Genomic DNA, 19090 nt, shown 5'->3' on the forward strand with positions numbered 1-19090 from the left:
TTTTCCGGTTGGTTGCGCTCGCACAACGCCTTGGGCGGAAAGCCGTTCCACAGAGGGCGTCCGGCACTCGCGCGCGAGGGAAGTCATATAAGAAGACAAAGATGACATTGTCATAGAAGATGAAGGAACATTTGCCGGACGCCATGGTTCGGGGGGCCATGTGGTTCCCTCGATCGGATGTGGATAGGCTATGGCGAAAGTTCTTGTTACCGGCGGCGCAGGCTTCATTGGGCGTCACGTCGCCGAGGAGTTGCTTTCTCACGGGTATGATGTCCGAATTCTCGACGCCCTGATCGACCAGGTGCATGGCGACGCCGAGGCGGCCCCGCCGGAAGCGGCGGAAATCCATCGAGGCGACATCCGCGACAAGACGAGTGTGGTCAAGGCGCTTCATGGCGTCGACTATGTCATTCATCTCGCGGCCGAAGTCGGCGTCGGCCAATCCATGTATGAAATCGCCCGCTATGTCGGCGTCAACGATCTCGGCACGGCGGTGCTCCTGGAATCGATCATCGAAAAGCCGGTCCGCCGCATCGTCGTCGCCTCCTCCATGAGCGTCTATGGCGAAGGTCTCTACGAAAACGAAGCCGGTAAGCGCATGGGCTTCATCCGCCGCAGGATGGACCGCATCAAGGCCGGCGAATGGGATCCGCGCGGTCCAGACGGCGAAAGGTTGATGCCGGTGGCGACCGACGAGCAGAAGCCTGTCGATCTCGCCTCGATTTATGCGCTCACCAAATACGCCCAGGAAAAGCAGGTGCTGATCTTCGGCGAAGCCTATGGCGTCGAAGCCGCCGCACTCCGGCTGTTCAACGTGTTCGGCGCCGGCCAGGCGCTTTCCAATCCCTATACCGGCGTGCTCGCCAATTTCGCCGCCCGCATCGCCAATGGCCAGCGACCGATGATCTTCGAGGACGGAGAACAGCGTCGCGACTTCGTGCATGTCGGCGATGTCGCCCGCGCTTTCGGGCTCGCCATGGAGCAGCCGCGCGCCGCCGGCCACGTGTTCAACATCGGCAGCGGCCAGAGCTACAGCATCGCCGAGGTGGCGCGTCTTTTGGCCGAGGCCATGGACCGGCCGGATCTCGCGCCTGAGATCCTGCAGAAAGCGCGGCTCGGCGACATCCGCAACTGCTTCTCCGATATTTCCAAGGCCCGCGAACTCCTGGGCTTCGAGCCGCAGCTCAAGCTCGAACATTCGCTCGATCCTTTCGTCGCCTGGGTCCGGAACAGCCAGGCGGTGGATCGCGGCGCCGAAATGAAGCGACAGCTCGAAGAACGGGGGCTCGTCGCATGATCGCGCCGGCCAAGAACTACGGCTTCGTCGAATGGTTCCGGCCGGGCGAGCATGAAAGAACGGAAGCCGCGATCGAAGATATGCGCCGCGCCGGCGCGCGCTATCTTCGGACCCATTTGTCCTGGGCGGAATATCTCGCCCCCGGCGGCGAGGAATGGTTCGACTGGCTGATGCCGCGGCTGGGCCAGAGCATCGATCTCCTGCCCTGCATTCACTATACCCCGCCATCACTGTCGTCGACCGGCAAGTCGTCGGGACCGCCTGTCGATCTCAAGGCCTATGCCGATTTTGTCGATCACGTTCTGACGCGCTACGGCCGGCATTTCACGCATGTCGAACTGTGGAACGAGCCCAACAATCTCCTCGACTGGGATTGGCGGCAGGATTCTGATTTCCTGAAATTCTGCGAAATGGCCGGCGGCGCGGCCTATTGGGCCGAGCATCGCGGCTGGAAGGCCGTGCTCGGCGGCCCCTGCCCCTTCGACCCCTATTGGCTCGACCTGATGGGCAAACGCGGCTTGCTGCTGGTGGTCTCCGCCGTCGGCTTCCACGGCTTTCCCGGCACCTGGGACAGTGAAGAAGAGACCTGGAACGGCTGGAGCGCCCATCTCGGCGAAATGCGCGAGATCCTCGACCGGTATAATCCCACGGCGGAAATCTGGATCACCGAAACCGGCTATTCGACCTGGCGGCAGGACGAAATGCAGCAGGCGCGCCGCTTTCTCGAGGCGCTGGATGCGCCTGCGGAGCGGATCTACTGGTACGGCTGGCGCGACGTGCCGGCCGATGTGCCGGTACAGGAGGGATTGTGGTTTGACCCCCGCCATTACCATTTGGGCGCCGTCGACGCCGACAACCGGCCGAAGCTTCTCGCCCGTCTCTTAAGCGAAGGCGGGGCGGAGCGGGTTCGGGAAGTCGCGTCGCTCGCGACGCCTTTTGTCGCGCCGCGCGCCGAGCCGATTGTGGTGGCCGGCGGCGCGGGCTTTATCGGCTCCAATCTCGCCGATTCCTTCCTGTCGGAAGGCCGCGACGTGATCGTTATCGACAATCTCAGCCGGCCGGGCGTGGATGAAAACCTGCGCTGGCTCAAGGAGCGGCATGGCGACCGCGTGCACCCGGCGCTGGCCGACATCCGCGATCCCCACGGCATAGAGGCTGTTTTCGCTGACGCCTCGGCGGTGTTTCATTTTGCGGCGCAGACGGCGGTGACGACCAGCCTGGTCCATCCCATCGAGGATTTCGACGTGAATGCGCGCGGCGCGCTGAACGTGCTCGAAGCGGTGCGCAAGGCCGGCCGCAACGCGGCCGTGATCTTCGCCAGCACCAACAAGGTTTATGGCAATCTCGCCGATCTCGAGATGGTCGAACTGGCCGAGAAATATATCCCCGGTGACGAAAAGATCCGCGCGCTCGGCATCGACGAGGCGCGGCCGCTCGATTTCTGCACGCCCTATGGCTGCTCCAAGGGCGTGGCGGATCAATATGTGCTGGATTACGCCAAATCCTATGGTCTGCCGACCGCGGTGCTCAGGATGAGCTGCATCTATGGCCCGCGCCAATTCGGCACCGAGGATCAGGGCTGGGTCGCGCATTTCCTCATCAGCGCGCTCGAAGGCAAACCGATCTCGGTCTATGGCGACGGCAAGCAGGTGCGCGACATCCTGCATGTGCAGGACGCGGTCGCGGCCTACAGGGCGCTGCTGACCAATATCGACGCCGTCAAGGGACGCGCCTTCAATCTCGGCGGCGGGCCGCACAATTCGGTCAGCGTGCAGATCGCGCTGCGCGAAATCGAGCGACTGACCGGGACGACCCTGGAGATAACCCATGGCGACTGGCGCTCGGGCGACCAGCTCTATTTCGTCGCCGACACAGGCCGCTTGCGCCGTGACGTGGGCTGGAAGCCGGCGATCTCCTGGCGGGACGGCATTCGCGATCTCCGGGACTGGCTCATCGACAACCGTTACGCCGGGCTCGCGCCGCAGGTCGAAAGGGCGCGGGCATGACAGGCCCCGCCTCAACGGCCCGGCTGATCATGACCGTCGACGCCGTCGGCGGCGTCTGGCGTTACGCGATGGACCTGACGCGTGAATTGACCCGCGCGGGCTTCTCTATCGCCTTTGCCGGGCTAGGGCCCAAGCCGTCGCTGGCGCTGCTCGAAGAGGCCGCATCCATCGGAACGCTGCATTGGCTGGATACGCCGCTCGACTGGATGGCGACAGGCCCCGACGATCTCTCCCGCCTTCCGGATGAGCTCGGTCGTCTCATCGAGGAGGAAAAGGCGGATCTCCTGCATCTCAACCTGCCGTCGCAGGCAGCAGGGCTGCGCATCGACCTGCCTGTTGTCACCGTCTCGCATTCCTGCCCGGTGACCTGGTTCAAGGCTGTGCGCGGCGAGATCCCTGATGACTGGCGCTGGCATGAGGAGATAAACCGCGCCGGTCTCCAGCAATCCGACGCCGTGGTCTCGCCGAGCGCTTCCCATGCCAATGCGTTGATTTCAGCTTACGGAGAGCGGAAGATTTCGGTGGTTCCAAACGCCTCCGCCCTGCCGCCCCGGCGCTATGGCAAGCGCGACATGGTCTTCGCCGCCGGGCGCTGGTGGGACGACGGCAAAAACGGCGCCGTGCTCGACGCCGCCGCCGCCGCCTCGCTTTGGCCCGTGACCATGGTTGGCCCGACCGAGGGTCCGAACGGTGAAAGCGTCGCCTTTGCGCATGCCGAGACGCGCGGCTCGCTCTCGCATCAGGAGACGATGGCGCTGATGCAGGAAGCAGGCGTCTTCGTCTCGCCCTCGCTCTACGAACCTTTCGGCCTGGTTGCGCTGGAAGCGGCCCGTTCGGGCGCGGCGATGATTCTCTCGGACATTCCGACCTATCGCGAGCTCTGGAACGATGCGGCGCTGTTTTTCGATCCGCGCGATCCGGAGGCGCTGGCGCGGGCGATCAACCGACTGACGGTGGATCCGGCGCTGCGCGAGACGCTGGGCGCAGAAGCGCTCGAACGGTCGCGCGCCTTCACCGTGGAACGGCAGGCGGCGGCGATGATGGTGATTTACGGCCAGGCGCTGGCGCGCGCCGGCCGGAGACAAGCTGCGGAGTAAGCGATGCGTTTTCTGTTCTACACCCATTCCCTCGTTTCGGACTGGAACCATGGCAATGCGCATTTCCTGCGCGGCGTGATGCGCGAACTGGTCAAGCGCGGCCATGACGCCCGCGCGCTGGAGCCGGAGGGCGCCTGGAGCCGAGACAATCTGGTGCGCGATCAGGGTCTGGCGGCGATCGCCGCCTTCGATGTCCGTTTTCACGATCTGAAATCTACGGCTTACGGAGAGGATTTCGATCACGCGGCTGCGCTCGACGCCGCCGACGTGGTCATCGTGCATGAATGGACCGACCCAGTGCTAATCGCCCGCATCGGCCGCGCAAAACGCGCCGGCGGTCGCTTCACGCTGATCTTCCACGACACCCATCACCGCGCCGTCTCGGCGGAGGGGGATATCGCCGGTCTCGATCTTTCCGATTACGACGGCGTGCTGGCGTTTGGAGAGACGCTGCGGGAACGCTATCTCTCCGCCGGCTGGGGCCGCAACGTCTTCACCTGGCACGAGGCGGCGGATACGAGCCTCTTCCACCCCATGCCCGAGGTCGAGAAAACCGGCGACCTGATCTGGATCGGCAATTGGGGCGATGACGAGCGCAGCGCCGAGATCGCCTCCTTCCTGGTCGAACCTGTGAGAAAACTCGGGCTGAAGGCCATGGTGCGCGGGGTGCGTTACCCAGACCATGCCCTTCAGGCGCTCCGCGAGGCCGGGATCGCCTATGGCGGCTGGATCGCCAATGCCGAGGCGCCGCGCGCCTTCGCCGAACATCGCGTCACCATGCATATTCCCCGCCGTCCCTATGTCGAGGCGCTGCCGGGCATTCCCACCATCCGCATGTTCGAGGCGCTGGCTTCAGGCATACCCTTGATCTCCGCGCCCTGGGACGACGCCGAGGGACTGTTCCGCCTGGGTCAGGATTTCCTGTTTGTCCGCGACGGCGAGGAGATGACCGAACGCCTGCGCGACGTGCTGTCGGACGAAGATCTCCGGACCTCGCTGATCCGCTCCGGCCTCGAGACGATCGAGAGCCGCCACACCTGCGCGCATCGGGTGGATGAACTCCTGAACGTGCTCGGCAAGCTTGGACGCACAGAGACCGGCAACAAGGAGGCCGCCGAATGAACATCGCCTTTTACGGCTCCAGCCTCGTCTCCGCCTATTGGAACGGCGCCGCCACCTATTACCGCGGCCTGATCCGGGCGCTGTCGGCGCGGGGCTATTCCGTGACCTTCTACGAGCCCGATGTCTACGACCGGCAGAAGAACCGCGACATCGATCCGCCGGACTGGTGCGAGGTCGTGGTCTATGACGGCACGATCGAGGCGCTGAAGCGCGTCGCCGCCGAGGCCGCCAAGGCCGATATCGTGGTGAAGGCGAGCGGCGTGGGCTTCGAGGATGAACTCCTGCTCACCGAAGTCATGGCCGCCGTCCGGCCCGGCGCGCTCAGGATCTTCTGGGATGTCGATGCGCCGGCGACGCTGGCGGAACTGCAGGCCGCGCCCGACCATCCGTTGCGGCGCATGCTGCCCAAGCTTGACGCGGTGCTGACCTATGGCGGCGGCGATCCCGTCGTCTCCGCCTATCGCGCGCTCGGCGCGTCCCGCAGTATCCCGATCTATAACGGTCTCGACCCGGAGACGCATTTTCCGGTCCCAGCCGAGCCGCGTTTTTGCGGCGATCTCGGCTTCCTCGGCAATCGCCTGCCGGATCGCGAGGCGAGGGTGGAAGATTTCTTCCTCAGCGCCGCCGCGCGATTGCCTGAGAAACGCTTCCTGCTCGGCGGGTCCGGATGGGGCGACAAGCCGATGTCGGACAATGTCGTCAGGATCGGCCATGTGCCGACCGCCGATCACAATGCCTTCAATGTCAGCCCGCGGGCGGTTCTCAACATATCGCGCGCCAGCATGGCGGAATACGGCTTTTCTCCCGCCACGCGCGTGTTCGAAGCGGCCGGCGCCGGAGCCTGCCTGATCACCGATTATTGGCAGGGGATCGACCTATTCTTCAAGCCGGGAGAGGAGATCCTCGTCGCGCGCGACGGACAGGAGGTCGCCGACATCATGGCGTCGCTGACGTCGGAACAGGCAGCAGAGATCGGTCGGCGCGCGCTGATCCGCGTGCTCGCCGAGCACACTTATGACCGCCGCGCCGAGGAAGCCGACCGCGTCTTTCGCTCGCTGCTCGTCCGGGAGGCCGCCGAATGACCCAGCCGCTCGATATCGTTATAGTCGGCCTCACGCTCTCCTCTTCCTGGGGCAACGGCCACGCCACTACCTTCCGCGCCCTGTTGCGCGGGCTGAAGGCAGAGGGACATCGCGTCACCTTCCTGGAGCGCGAAACGCCCTGGTATTCGCTGCATCGCGACTTGCCCGACCCCGATTTTTGCGAGCTTCTTTATTACGACACGGTTGACGAACTGATCGAGACCCATCGCGAACGACTGTCGGCGGCCGACGCCGTCATTGTCGGCTCCTATGTGCCTGAAGGCGTCGAGGTAATCGACCGGCTGGCGGAACTCCAGCTCAGGAAGCTCTGCTTCTATGATATCGACACGCCCGTGACGCTGGCCAAGCTGGACAGAGGCGACGAGGAATATCTCGCCAAGCGCCAGATCCCGGTGTTCGACATCTATTTCTCCTTTTCCGGCGGCGAGGTGCTGACCCGGCTGGAGCGCAAATATGGCGCGCGCCGGGCCGAAGCGCTGTATTGCTCGGTGGATGAAGGTCGCTATGCGCACACAGGCGAGGCGCCGCGCTGGGATCTCGGCTATCTCGGCACCTACAGTCCCGATCGCCAGCCGACGCTTGAAAAGCTTCTGATCGAGCCGGCCCGCCGACTGCCCGAGATGCGCTTCGTGGTGGCGGGGCCGCAATATCCCGATGACATCGACTGGCCCGCCAATGTCGAGCGGATCGAGCATTTGCCACCGGCGGAGCATGCCGCCTTCTATAGCCGCCAGCGCTTCACGCTCAATGTCACCCGCGCCGACATGATCGCCGCCGGCTGGTCGCCGAGCGTGCGGCTGTTCGAGGCGGCGGCCTGCCGCACGCCCATCATCAGCGATCACTGGCGCGGTCTCGACGAACTCCTGCCGCATGGCGAAGCGGTGGTGATCGCTCTGCATGCGCTGACGGTGGTTCGCACCTTGACCGAGATGGACGAGGAGGCGCGCCGGCATCTCGCCGACGAAGCCTATGGCCGGGTGCTGTCGGGCCATACGGGTTTGGCCCGCGCCCGCGAGCTCGCTGCGGCGCTCGCCGCCGACAGTGACGGACGCGAAAGCGTCCTTCGCAAGATTTCTGCCTGATGTTCAGAGGAGACGGCAACATGCTGGAACGACGCGACGGAAAGAAGACCATTCTCGTGGCGGGCGGCGCGGGCTTCGTGGGATCGCATCTCTGCGACACCCTGCTCGCCGCCGGCCATCGGGTGATCGCGGTGGACAGCTTTCTCACCAGCTCCCGCGTCAATGTGCAGCCGCTCGAAAATCATCCCGACTTCCAGCTGATTGAGCATGACATCTGCGGCGCGCTCGACATTGAGACGCCTATAGACCAGATCTACAACCTCGCCTGCCCGGCCTCGCCGCCGCAATATCGGGCCGATCCCATGCATACGATGATGACGAGCGTCGTCGGCACGGCGAACCTGCTGGCGCTTGCGGAAAAGCACGGCGCGAGCTTCCTGCAGGCGTCGACCTCGGAAGTCTATGGCGATCCAGAGCAGCATCCGCAGCGCGAGGATTATTGGGGTCACGTCAATTGCACCGGCCCCCGCGCCTGTTATGACGAGGGCAAGCGGGCCGCCGAAGCCATGTGCTTCGACATGCTGCGGCTCGGCCGCGTCGACGCCCGCATCGTGCGCATCTTCAACACCTATGGGCCGCGCATGCAGCCCAATGACGGGCGCATCATTTCAAATCTGGTCGTGCAGGCGCTGCGTCACCAGCCGCTGACCATTTACGGCAATGGCGAACAGACCCGCTCCTTCTGCTTCGTCTCCGACCTCGTGCGCGGCCTGATCGCGCTGATGACCGTCGATCCCAATCCCGGCGTTCCCGTCAATATCGGCAATCCCGGCGAATTCACCATTCTGGAGCTGGCGGACATGGTGCTGTCGATGACGCCGACCCGTTCGCAGATCGTTCATCGCCCGCTGCCGAAGGACGATCCGCAGCGCCGCCGGCCCGATATCAGCCGCGCCAAGGAATTGCTCGGCTGGGAGCCGACCGTGCCGCTGTCGGAGGGTCTCGCCGAGATGATCGACTATTTCGCCCGGACGCTGTCGGAACGTCCCTCGACCGCCCCGCGCCGTGCGAAGACGCCGGCGGAAGCAGCGCGGCTGGCTTTGGAGCTGGGCGCATGAAAGCGGCGCAGCGGACAGGGCAGGACCTCGCGGGCGAGATCGCGGCGCTCGGACCCTGGTTTCACAATCTCCGCATCGGCGGGATCCAGACGGCGCCCGACCATTTCCTCGGCGATTACCCCGCCTTTAAATGGCAGGGCTTCAAGCATGTGCTGCCCGAGGACATGTCGGGCATGTCGGTGCTCGATATCGGCTGCAATGCCGGCTTCTATTCGCTGGAGATGAAGCGGCGGGGCGCGACCCGCGTGCTCGGGCTCGACGCCGACCCGCATTACCTCCGCCAGGCGCAGTTTGCAGCCGAGCAGGAAGACCTCAACATCGAATTCCGGCAGATGTCGGTCTATGACGTCGCCGCCCTGGGCGAGCGTTTCGATCTCGTGATCTTCATGGGCGTGCTCTATCATCTCCGCCATCCGCTTCTGGCGCTCGATCTAATCTACGAGCATGTGCTGGGCCGGGAGATGCTGTTTCAATGCCTACAGCGCGGCGATGAGCGGCCGTTCCGGCCCGAGGAAAATACGCCGTTTTCCGAATGGGCGATGTTCGACCGGCCCGATTATCCCAAGTTGTTCTTCGTCGAGGAACGCTATGCGGATGATCCCACCAACTGGTTCATCCCCAATGGGGCTGCGATGCAGGCCATGTTGCGAAGCGCGGGTTTCGAAATCACCGCCCAGCCGGAGCGCGAGGTGTTTCTCTGCAAGCGCGGGCAGAGGCACTACGCGGTCGAGCCGCCACCCTCGATCCTGACCCGGCGATAAACGAAAACGGGCGCCCATAAGCGCCCGTTCGACATTTAAGTCTGCCGATCGGCAGACGCTTCCATTACACTTTGGCGGTTTCGCCGGCTTCCTTCAGCGAAGCGAACTGGATGGTGACGGCGCGGAGATTGTCGTCCAGCCAGGCCGCCATATCGTATTCTTCCTTGAGATTGGCCTGCAACGGCATGACGGCCGCCTGGAAGCCGCCGAGCTCGGCGATGGTGATCAGCGACTTATAGGCGGCGATCTCGAAATTCTCGAAGGCGAAATTGGCCATGGAGTTCTTGAGGATCTCGTCTCCAGCCATGGAATGGCCCATGGCCGCCATGGCACCGGTGAAGGACAGGGCGGCATCCTTCAGCGAGGAGTGCGACTCGTCGAGCGTGCCAAGGATCTCTTCGAGCCGGCGCATCTGGTTTTCGGTCTCGGTATAGTGCTGTTCGAGCCGGCGCGCCAGCTGGGGATAGTGCTCGATCCTGGAGATCTGCGGCTTCATGATCGACAAAGCCTGGTTCTCCATCGCATGCGCATTGCGCAGGCCGGTGATGAAGATGGAGCGTGTTTCGCTGTCATTGGCCATGGGAGTTCCTTCCGGTTGCCGCGACGATCTCAGCCGTCGCGTTTCAAAGACAGCCTAGAACCAGAAGACCTGAAGAACGTTCCCCGAGCCTCGATCAGACGGCGGGTGCGGACACGAACAGGCGGATCAGCGCGAAGAGACAGGCGAGCCCCACGCCCCAGGCGAAGACGGCGTTCAGAATGACCAGCGCGGTCTTGAGACGCGAGGCATGCACATAGTCGACGATGATCTCATTCATGCCGAGCCGCATATGTTCGAACGTCAGCGCGAGAAAGGCGAAGACGACCGGCGCCACCCAAAAGCTCTGCAAAGCGAGGCGCGTTTCTGCATAGGATTTCCCGACCATGGAGATCACGATCCAGATCATGAAGGGCGTCAGCACAGCCAGCAGGAAGCCGGTGAATTGCTTGATCAGATAGGGCGTCGTGCCCGATTTCGCGGAGCCGAGCCCCCGCACTTTGCCCAGTTGCGTCGCCATTTATTATCCCTCTTTGTTCGCAGGAGGAAACTTGCTTCTTAAACAGGTGTTCCTGTGCTCGTCCGAATGGTCCTCGAGCTTCACCAAGGTTCTCTGAATGATGGACTCGAAACCGCCAGCCGTCGAAGGCGTTTACCGTCTGTATCCATCATAATCAGGAGCGAGCCCATGGCCGACGACAGCACGAGGACGATCCGAGCCGCATTCAGAACCCGTGAAGCGGCCGATATCGCGGTCGAGCATCTGGTGCAGCAATATGGGGTGTCGCGGCCGAATGTTTTCATCCTACCGGTGTCCGAGCAGAACAGCGCGGGCGCGGCGCCGTCTGGCGGAGACGCGTCTCATGACGATGGCGCCCGCCGTGACGCGCCGCTCGGGGGCGGGCTCGAAGTGTCGGTCGATATCGCGCAAGACCGACTTTCCGCCGTTAGGCGCAGCTTCGAGGATGTGGGCGCCATGGGCATTTCGGGCGTCTGACCATGACCGACGCCCTGTCGCCTTACCGCGCCAAGCGCGACTTCGAGAAGACCAGCGAACCGAGCGGCGGGGCCGAGGTCAAACCATCGAAGCGGCTGCGCTTCGTCATTCAGAAACACGACGCGACGCGCCTCCATTACGATTTGAGGCTGGAGCTCGATGGCGTGTTCAAGAGTTGGGCGGTCACCCGCGGCCCCTCTCTCGATCCCCATGACAAGCGCCTGGCCGTCGGGGTCGAGGACCACCCTTTGGATTACGGCGATTTCGAAGGCACGATCGGCAAGGGGCAATATGGCGGCGGAACGGTGATGCTGTGGGATCGCGGCTATTGGGAGCCGGAGGGCAACCAATCGCCGGAAGACGCGCTGAAGAAAGGGGATCTCAAATTCACGCTGGAGGGCAAGCGGCTGCACGGGAGTTTCGTGCTGGTGCGGATGCGCGAGGGGCGAGAGCGCAGCAAAAGGATCAATTGGCTTTTGATCAAGCATCGCGACGAGCATTCGGTCGACAGCGACGGCGCGACCATTCTGGACGACAACATGACCTCCGTCGCCTCCGGCCGCAGCATGGAGGAGATCGCGGAGGGCAGGGGCCGCAAGCCTCGTCCCTTTATGGCGGCCAAAGCCGCTGTCGAGGCGGATGCGACATGGGACAGCAAACATGGGCTCGCCGCCGAACAACGCAAGCGCGCGTCGGGCAAGAGCCGTAAGACGACAGACGCCGCGGCCATGCCGGATTTCATCGAACCGCAGCTCTGCGGCAAGCTCACCCGTCCTCCCGCCGCCAGCAACTGGCTGCATGAGATCAAATTCGACGGCTATCGGGTCCAGATACGGGCAGCGAATGGCGAAGTGACCCTGAAGACCCGCAAGGGTCTCGACTGGACGGCGAAATTTTCAGAGATCGCGCGTCTGGCTGGAGCGTTCCCCGATTGCATCATCGACGGGGAGATCTGCGCGCTCGATGACAACGGCGCGCCGGATTTTGGCGCGCTCCAGGCGGCGCTGTCTGACGGCGACACGAGCGACCTCGTCTATTTCGCCTTCGATTTTCTCTTCGATGGGGAAGAGGATCTCCGGTCCCTGCCTCTTGTCGAGCGCAAGGAGAGGCTGGAAAAGCACATCGCCGACACGGTCGACAATCCCCGCATCCGCTATGTCGAGCATTTCGAAACAGGCGGGGACGCTGTGCTGCGGTCGGCCTGCAAGCTCAATCTCGAAGGCGTCATCTCCAAGCAGATGGACGCGCCCTATCAATCGGGCCGCAGCGATCTCTGGGTGAAATCTAAATGCCGCGCGGGCCACGAGGTGGTGATCGGCGCCTATGCGAAGACGAATGGCAAGTTCCGGTCTCTTCTGGTGGGTCTGCCGCGCGGCGACCAGTTCATCTATGTCGGTCGCGTGGGAACGGGCTATGGCGCGCGCAAGATCGAGATGCTGTTGCCGAAACTGAAAGCGCTCGAAACCGGCAAGTCTCCGTTCACCGGCATCGGCGCGCCAAAGAAGCAGGCGGAGGTGGTGTGGCTGAAGCCCGAACTGGTGGCTGAGATCGAGTTCGAGGGCTGGACGACCGATGGGCTGGTGCGCCAGGCGGCCTTCAAGGGTCTCCGTGAGGACAAGCCGGCCCATGATGTGCGAGCGGACGAACCGGCGCCGCCGGCGGATACGGAAACGGCCGAGCCAGCAAAAACCAAGCCCGTCCGTCGCAAAGGCGCCAAGGCCGAGGTCATGGGCGTCTTGATCTCCAATCCCGACAAAGCTTTGTGGCCGGATGCCGGGGATGGCGAGCCCGTCACGAAAGAAGAGCTGGCCCGCTATCATGAAGCCGTCGGCTCCTGGCTCATCGAGCATATCCGCGGGCGCCCCTGCTCCATCATTCGCGCTCCTGACGGCATCGATGGCGAGACGTTCTTCCAGCGTCACGCCATGCTAGGAACGTCCAATCTCGTCGAACTCGTCAAGGTTGCTGGCGACAAGAAGCCCTATCTGGAGATCGATCAGATCGAGGGGCTGGCGGCGATCGCCCAGATCGGCGGTCTTGAACTCCATCCCTGGAATTGTCGGCCCGGCGAGCCGGAAGTTCCCGGACGTCTGGTGTTCGACCTCGATCCGGGGCCCGGTGTGGCGTTCTCGACGGTGGTGGCCGCCGCCCGGGAGATGCGCGATCGTCTCGAAGACCTCGGTCTGGTCGGCTTCTGCAAGACGACCGGAGGCAAGGGGCTGCACGTCGTCGTTGCGCTCGCTAAGGAGAAAGGTGAACCGCCGACCTGGGCCGAGGCGAAGGCCTTTGCGCATGATGTTTCGGAGCGGATGGCGCGCGACAATCCGGATCTATACCTCATCAAGATGACCAAGAGCCTGCGCGAGGGCAGGATCTTTTTGGATTATCTTCGCAACGATCGTATGGCGACGGCGGTCGCTCCTCTGTCGCCGCGCGCAAGGCCAGGCGCGACAGTGTCGATGCCGCTATCCTGGAGCGACGTGAAGCCGGATCTCGATCCCAAGCGCTACACAATCAGAACCGCGCCCGGTCTGATGGAGAAAAGCTCGGCCTGGCAGGATTACGGCCAGGGAGAGCGCTCGCTTGCGCAGGCGATCAAGCGCCTCCAAAAAAGAACATAAGCCGGTGATCGTTTCGTTCCTTGAGCCGGACGCGAAAGGACTCGACAGCCATAGAAAGGCGACGGTGAATGACTAATCAGAAGACGCGCATTGAGGCGTTCAAGCGCCTGGCGCCGATCGAGCTGCGCGAACTCGCGGGCCTGTGGGCCGGTCGAGGCGTCCCCTCGGGGCATCAATTCGATGGCGTGCTGGAAAATCTTGGCTGGTTCGGCAAACGGTTCAGACAGGATATGAAGGCAGACGCGCTTCTGTTCCACGGTGGCGACCGACGTCTGGTCGCCGTCGATCCAAAATGGATTCCGTTGCGTCTGGCGCTGCGATGGCATGCATTCGGGCGCACCCAAGCGGCGCAGAATCTCTTTTCCTATCTTCAAGGGCAGATGCGCGCGATGGGACCGGTCGCGGAGCTTCGCACCGTGGCTTTCGGCGGCGTCATGAGCGCCGCGATGGTTTATGACCGGCAGCCGATCATCGATCATTTCAGGCGGATCGATGATGGCAAGATCATGGGCGCGATGACGGTCGCGGGCGAAGATTTGATCTATTTCTTCGAACTGGAGCGTGTCGAGGGGCCCTGAGACTGATTGCAGAAGGCGCGAGACAGTGCGCTGACGTCAGCGGCTGCTCCGCCTTTCCGCCGCGACCGATTTCTTGAGGGCGTCCATGATGTCGATGACATTGCTGGGCTTTGACGCAGGCTCGGGCTTGGCCTTGCTCCTGGCCGGTTTCTTTTGCGCTTTCTTCTTTGTCTCGATCAGATCCAGCAGCCGCTCCTGGACGGGATCGGCGACCAGTTTCGGGCTCCATTCCTTCATCTGCGTCTTGATCAACTTGCGCATCAGCGGCATCATCTTGGCGTCGGCCTTGGTCTCGCCGATGTCCTGGAAATAGCTGGCTTCATCGCGGACCTCGTCTCCATAGCGCAGGGTCCAGACGACGATCCCCTTGCAGCGCGGCTCGAGCATGACGGCGCGTTCGCGCCGGGCGATCACCAACTGGGAAATGCCCACCATTTTTTCGGCCGCCATGGCGTCGCGGATCACGGAAAAGGCCTCTTCGCCGATGGGTTCGTCCGGGGAGAGGTAATAGGGGGTGTCCAGCCAGATCCATTCGATGCTGTCGCGCGGGGCAAAAATCGAGATGTCCATGGTCCGAGCGCTTTCAAGCGCGACATTCTCTAATTCCTCATCCTCGAGCAGCACATAGTTGTCCTCGGACTGCTCGTAACCTTTCACCTCGTCTTCGTCCTTAACCTCCTTGCCGGTGACGCTGTCGATATAGCGGCTGACGACGCGGTTCTCGGTCTTACGGTTGAGCGTATGAAAACGCACCTTCTCCTCCCCGGAGGTGGCCGGCGTCATCCGAACGGCGCAGGTCACCAGCGAGAGTTTGAGATAACCTTTCCAATAAGGACGTGGCGCCATGCTCGCTTCCTCCGGTCAGTTGGCGCGCCGCGCCGGCTGGGCAGCGGCTTGCATTTTCGTCTCTGTCTTTTTCGGTCTTGTGCTCTTGTTGGCGTTGGCGGCGCGTTTCGGCTTGGTCTTCTTAGCGCCGAGACCGGCGCTCTCGCGCAAGGCCTGCAGGAGATCGCCGGGTTTGGAGGCGACAGGAGCCGCTCTCTTCGGCGGGGCGCGTCCCTCTATCTTGGCTTTCACCAGTTCAACGACGGCCGCTTCGTATCGGTCGTCGAAAGCGCGCGCATCGAACTTGCCTTTCTTGGCCCCGATAATGTGCTTGGCGAGATCCATCATTTCGCCGCCGATCTTGAGATCCGGCAGGTCTTCGAACGCCGTCTCGGAGGAGCGCACCTCGTAGTCGAAATTCAGCGTGGATGCGATCAGGCCCTTGCCATGCGGGCGGATGAGCACGGTGCGCATACGGCGAAACAGGACGGTGTGGGCGATCGCGACCACGCTTTCCTTCTTCATGGCGTCGCGCAGCAGAACGAAAGCGTCGAGCCCGATCTTGTCGGGGGCGAGATAATAGGGTTGTCGAAATAGGATGTGTCGATCTGCGAGCAGGGGATGAAGGCTTCGATCGCAAGCGTCTTGTCGCTGTCCGGCACGGCGGCGGCAACCTCATCCGGTTCGAGCACGACATATTTGCCGCTATCGAGTTCATAACCCTTGACCTGATCCTCCCGCTCCACCGGCGCGCCGATTTCGCTGTCGATGAACTCGCGCTTGACCCGATTGCCGGTCTTGCGATTGAGCGTGTGGAAGGCAATGCGTTCGGATGTAGACGCCGCCGTATAAAGCGCGGCAGGCAGGTCACGTCCCCGAACTTGATGTGCCCTTTCCAATTCGCCCGATGACCGGCCATGCTCGCACCTCCTGACAAAGCTCGACCGATCAAGTGACTGCATGCAGAAATGGTTCCTCGAGTTCTGCATTATTTTCTGTAAATGGAGGTTATCTTGAATCATCAGAAATTGGGCCGATCCGAATAAGAGGCAAAGCCAACGCTCGCTCCAATTTTGCAACGGCGCTTGAAGATCATGTTGATGCTAATCTGGATAAGGGCGCAATCAGGCGGAACCTGAGGCCTGCGGGGGCAAACTGAGTTTCGACTTCGCCCTCTGTCTGGGAGGCCAAGGCTGTCTGGATCATCAGCGAGCCGAAGCCGGATTTGGCGGGTGCTTGCACCTCTGGACCGCCGCTCTCCTCCCAGGAAAAGACAAGCACGTTGTCTTCAGCCCGTACGTCCCATGAAATCGCGACGGTGCCGCCGTCTTTGCTTAGAGAGCCATATTTGACGGCGTTCGTAGAGAGCTCGTGGAGCGCCATACTGATGGAAAGCGCCGCCTTGGAATTCACCTCCAGCGCAGGCCCAGCAACTGAGAAAGGCGTTTTTTCGGGATTGTCGAAAGGTTGAATGGCGGAAACAACTAGCGACCTGAGATCCGCCGCCGTTTGTTTTCCGCTGCCAAGCACAGCGAAGGCGTCGATCATGGAGCGAAGCCGGAGGCTGAAAATCTGCAAGGCTTCGGCGCGTGGACGTTGGTCCGTAAAGGTGCGTGATGCGACGGACTGGATCATCGCCATCAGATTCTTGATCCTATGCCCCATCTCATCTTCGAGCAATTGTTTCTGGCGGCGACTTTCTGTCAGTTCGTCCATGAAAGTGTCGATGGCGGAACCAATTTCGCTAAATTCGTCCCTGCCGGACCGCATCGAGGTCCGCACCTCGCTCTCGCCATTGCGCCAGGCGGACAGCGCCGCCAAAATACGACGCACTGGAGCCTCGATTGCATAGCGGCTTGTCTGCCAGGCCAGAGAAAGCGTAAAAGCCATGATGACGATCGTGGCCAGAAAGCCGAAAATAGCAGCGCGTTCGATGGAGTAGAAGCTGGTTTGGACCGACTTCCCGCTGCTGACATAGAGCCCTTTCGCGATCGAATCGACCGGGAAATAAGCCAGTACACGCCGGGTTCCATCCTGGCTCGTGAGCTCGATCGTTCCCGCCGCCGCCGCATTGACCAGATACTGATACTGGTCCGGAATTGTGGTGCCGACAAACCGTTTCGGATCAGGGTAGCGCGCCAGGATCACGCCATGCCTATCCGCGATGGTGATTGCCGAACCTGCTTCGAATTGCCGTTGAGTCAGGAGTCCCTGGAGCCAATCAAGGTCGACGGACAGCGCCACCACGCCTGACGCCATTCCCTGGGCATCTATTAGGGGCATGGCCATCGGCAGCACGGTTTTTCCATTGATGCGGCTTTTCGTATAGCCGCCCACCACCAGTTGGCCGGTTTTCAGTGTCTCCTGAAAATATGGGCGGTCAGCCAGAGAAATGCCCAGCCCGGCCGCCGCGTTTCGGCAGCGAACAGTTCCGGACATATCCAGCACCCCAATCGTCGCCACCCCGGCCAGACGTTCAGCCGTCTGCGAAAGAAACGCGTTGCACCGGTCGATCTCAAGGCCCTTGACGGCAGGCGCAGATGCGACCGTCAGCAGAACGCTCTCCATACCGCTGACAACCCTGGCGATTTCCAGAGCGATCAGTTGGCTCTGGCGGAAAGCCTGAGCGTGAACTTCTTTTCTGCGGCTATCATAGAGGCTATTGAGATTGTAAAAAAGTACGACGGTCAGTGGAAGCACAGCCGTCATCGACAAGATCAGCAATCGCCGTGACAGCTTCATGTTCGTCTGCGGTGCCCCTGCCTTATAAAGCCTAAGCACCATAATGCCTAACTTCCAGATTGCAACGACCTCTGCCGGAGCGGCTATACATCTGGGGTCTGGCCAGTTGCGTACTAAGCCGAGAGGGGCGTGTCGCAAAGCTGGCGATAGGACGCGTTGAGCCGATAATCACCCCAGCTTTCACGCTTTGTTAACCTTTTGAAGTCCGAAGAGGCGCCCGAGCAGATCGTTTTGATCGTTGACGGTTCACTCGCCGGAAAATCCGAAGCCTTTGTGCAGCCACAACATTGCTTCGAACCCGGCGATCGTCCGGAGCGCCGTTTTGAATGACTGGAAACCGCCGATCTTGGGCATGTTCTTCTTCACTCGTGTCAATGCCGGTTGAATTTTCCCCAGAAGCGCCGAAGTAAAATTCCCCAGTTATGCCGACGTGGACGCCAAGGGGATTTTGGGATTTTTCGGCGGTCGACCGCGTGGCTTTTGAGGTGTCGGGAACGCCGGGGGTGCGATCAAGGCTTTGGACCGGACATGCTCTGGCATCAGCTCGGCGTGCTGCCGCAGCCGATAGCTGGAACCTTCGATCTGCACGACGACGGCATGGTGAAGCAGTCTGTCGAGCAGCGCGGTTGCGACGACGGGGTCTCCGAACACATCGCCCCATTCTGCGAAGCCGCGGTTTGACGTCAGGATCATGGCGCCACGTTCATATCGGGCATTGACGAGCTGAAAGAAGAGATTGCCGCCGCCTTGGACGACCGGCAGGTAGCCGATCTCGTCGACAATCAGCAAGCTCGGCCTACAGAAGAAGCGAATGCGCTCCTGGAGCCGACCTTCGCGTTCGGAGCGGGCAAGCGAGCCGATGAGATCGGCAAGTGTTGTAAAGTATACGCTCTTTCCGGCTTTGACGGCTTCGACGCCGAGCGCCGTGGCGAGATGGCTCTTTCCAGTTCCAGGTGGGCCGAGGAAATGAACGGCCTCATGGCGATCGACGAAGCCAAGCTGCGCCAGGGTGAAGATTCGATCGCGGTCGAGTGAAGGCTGGAAGGTGAAGTCGAAGCCAGCGAGTGTCTTGATCGTGCCGAGCCTGCCCATTCGCAGGGCCGTCTTGATCCGGCTGTTCTCACGCAGGGTCAATTCTTCGGACAGGAGGATATCAATGGCTTCCAGCGCAGAAAGCTCACCGTGTTCCAGGCGTCGAACGACATGGTCGAGAGCTTCGAGTGCACGTGGCATCTTCAGGCCGACGAGATCATGACGGATACG

The 19090-nt window shown here is 62.1% G+C and carries 16 protein-coding genes and 2 pseudogenes; 11 read left to right on the forward strand and 7 right to left on the reverse strand.

Going from position 1 to position 19090, the window contains the following annotated elements; genetic code table 11:
- Nucleotides 1–190 precede the first annotated feature (190 nt).
- Genes OCK01_RS25705 through OCK01_RS25740 form a run of 8 tightly spaced genes read left to right on the forward strand, consistent with a single transcriptional unit; the run spans nt 191 to nt 9526 of the window.
- Nucleotides 191–1297, forward strand: coding sequence for an NAD-dependent epimerase/dehydratase family protein (locus OCK01_RS25705; protein ID WP_263826441.1), 1107 nt, complete (start codon nt 191–193; stop codon nt 1295–1297).
- Nucleotides 1294–3303, forward strand: coding sequence for an NAD-dependent epimerase/dehydratase family protein (locus OCK01_RS25710; RefSeq protein ID WP_263826442.1), 2010 nt, complete (start codon nt 1294–1296; stop codon nt 3301–3303). The genes OCK01_RS25705 and OCK01_RS25710 overlap by 4 nt, the downstream gene beginning before the upstream one ends.
- Complete coding sequence (locus tag OCK01_RS25715; RefSeq protein ID WP_263826443.1) at nt 3300–4400, forward strand: glycosyltransferase family 4 protein; 1101 nt, start codon at nt 3300–3302, stop codon at nt 4398–4400. Before OCK01_RS25710 ends, OCK01_RS25715 begins: the two co-directional genes overlap by 4 nt.
- A gap of 3 nt (nt 4401–4403) precedes the next feature.
- The gene (locus tag OCK01_RS25720) at nt 4404–5522 is read left to right on the forward strand and encodes a glycosyltransferase (protein ID WP_263826444.1); all 1119 of its coding nucleotides are present in this window, start codon (nt 4404–4406) and stop codon (nt 5520–5522) included.
- A complete protein-coding gene (locus tag OCK01_RS25725; RefSeq protein ID WP_263826445.1) occupies nt 5519–6604 on the forward strand; it encodes a glycosyltransferase in 1086 nt (361 codons plus the stop codon). The genes OCK01_RS25720 and OCK01_RS25725 overlap by 4 nt, the downstream gene beginning before the upstream one ends.
- The gene (locus OCK01_RS25730) at nt 6601–7707 is read left to right on the forward strand and encodes a glycosyltransferase (RefSeq protein ID WP_263826446.1); all 1107 of its coding nucleotides are present in this window, start codon (nt 6601–6603) and stop codon (nt 7705–7707) included. The genes OCK01_RS25725 and OCK01_RS25730 overlap by 4 nt, the downstream gene beginning before the upstream one ends.
- A gap of 20 nt (nt 7708–7727) precedes the next feature.
- Nucleotides 7728–8765 (forward strand): UDP-glucuronic acid decarboxylase family protein, encoded by a 1038-nt coding sequence (locus tag OCK01_RS25735; RefSeq protein ID WP_263826447.1) that lies wholly within the window; start codon nt 7728–7730, stop codon nt 8763–8765.
- Nucleotides 8762–9526, forward strand: a complete 765-nt coding sequence (locus OCK01_RS25740; RefSeq protein ID WP_263826448.1) for a TIGR04290 family methyltransferase — start codon at nt 8762–8764, stop codon at nt 9524–9526. Before OCK01_RS25735 ends, OCK01_RS25740 begins: the two co-directional genes overlap by 4 nt.
- Nucleotides 9527–9590: 64 nt before the next feature.
- Here the strand turns inward: OCK01_RS25740 and OCK01_RS25745 are convergent, their stop codons facing one another.
- Both OCK01_RS25745 and sdhD read right to left on the reverse strand, forming a co-directional pair.
- Nucleotides 9591–10106 carry a ferritin-like domain-containing protein gene (locus OCK01_RS25745; RefSeq protein ID WP_263826449.1) on the reverse strand — a complete coding sequence of 172 codons (516 nt, stop codon included), beginning with the start codon at nt 10104–10106 and terminating at the stop codon, nt 9591–9593.
- Between the two features lie 94 nt (nt 10107–10200).
- Entirely contained in the window at nt 10201–10584 is a 384-nt protein-coding gene (sdhD, locus tag OCK01_RS25750) for a succinate dehydrogenase, hydrophobic membrane anchor protein (RefSeq protein WP_263826450.1), read from the reverse strand.
- A 168-nt stretch (nt 10585–10752) separates the two neighbouring features.
- On the opposite strand from sdhD, the gene OCK01_RS25755 reads away from it, so the two are divergent.
- The 3 genes from OCK01_RS25755 to OCK01_RS25765 all read left to right on the forward strand — a co-directional run bounded on the left by OCK01_RS25755 (nt 10753) and on the right by OCK01_RS25765 (nt 14260).
- Nucleotides 10753–11061 carry a hypothetical protein gene (locus OCK01_RS25755; protein WP_263826451.1) on the forward strand — a complete coding sequence of 103 codons (309 nt, stop codon included), beginning with the start codon at nt 10753–10755 and terminating at the stop codon, nt 11059–11061.
- 2 nt (nt 11062–11063) lie between these two features.
- Complete coding sequence (ligD, locus tag OCK01_RS25760) at nt 11064–13682, forward strand: DNA ligase D (protein ID WP_263826452.1); 2619 nt, start codon at nt 11064–11066, stop codon at nt 13680–13682.
- A 68-nt stretch (nt 13683–13750) separates the two neighbouring features.
- Nucleotides 13751–14260 carry a DUF4334 domain-containing protein gene (locus OCK01_RS25765; RefSeq protein WP_263826453.1) on the forward strand — a complete coding sequence of 170 codons (510 nt, stop codon included), beginning with the start codon at nt 13751–13753 and terminating at the stop codon, nt 14258–14260.
- Between the two features lie 36 nt (nt 14261–14296).
- Here OCK01_RS25765 and OCK01_RS25770 read toward each other — a convergent pair whose 3' ends face one another.
- From OCK01_RS25770 to istB, 5 genes and pseudogenes are all read right to left on the reverse strand, one after another.
- Nucleotides 14297–15106, reverse strand: coding sequence for a Ku protein (locus OCK01_RS25770; RefSeq protein ID WP_263826454.1), 810 nt, complete (start codon nt 15104–15106; stop codon nt 14297–14299).
- Nucleotides 15107–15121: 15 nt separating this feature from the next.
- A pseudogene (locus OCK01_RS25775) lies at nt 15122–16004 on the reverse strand (Ku protein).
- Nucleotides 16005–16177: 173 nt separating this feature from the next.
- Nucleotides 16178–17827: a sensor histidine kinase gene (locus OCK01_RS25780; protein ID WP_263826455.1), complete on the reverse strand. Its 1650-nt coding sequence runs from the start codon at nt 17825–17827 to the stop codon at nt 16178–16180.
- A gap of 180 nt (nt 17828–18007) precedes the next feature.
- Nucleotides 18008–18196 (reverse strand): annotated as a pseudogene (locus OCK01_RS25785) (IS6 family transposase); the annotation flags it as partial.
- A gap of 51 nt (nt 18197–18247) precedes the next feature.
- On the reverse strand, nt 18248–19090 hold an 843-nt coding region (gene istB, locus OCK01_RS25790), incomplete at its 5' end, for an IS21-like element ISRel3 family helper ATPase IstB (protein ID WP_263826456.1).

Origin of the sequence: Rhizobium sp. TRM95796 (assembly GCF_025779995.1) — a bacterium.
Taxonomy (GTDB): domain Bacteria; phylum Pseudomonadota; class Alphaproteobacteria; order Rhizobiales; family Rhizobiaceae; genus Rhizobium_E.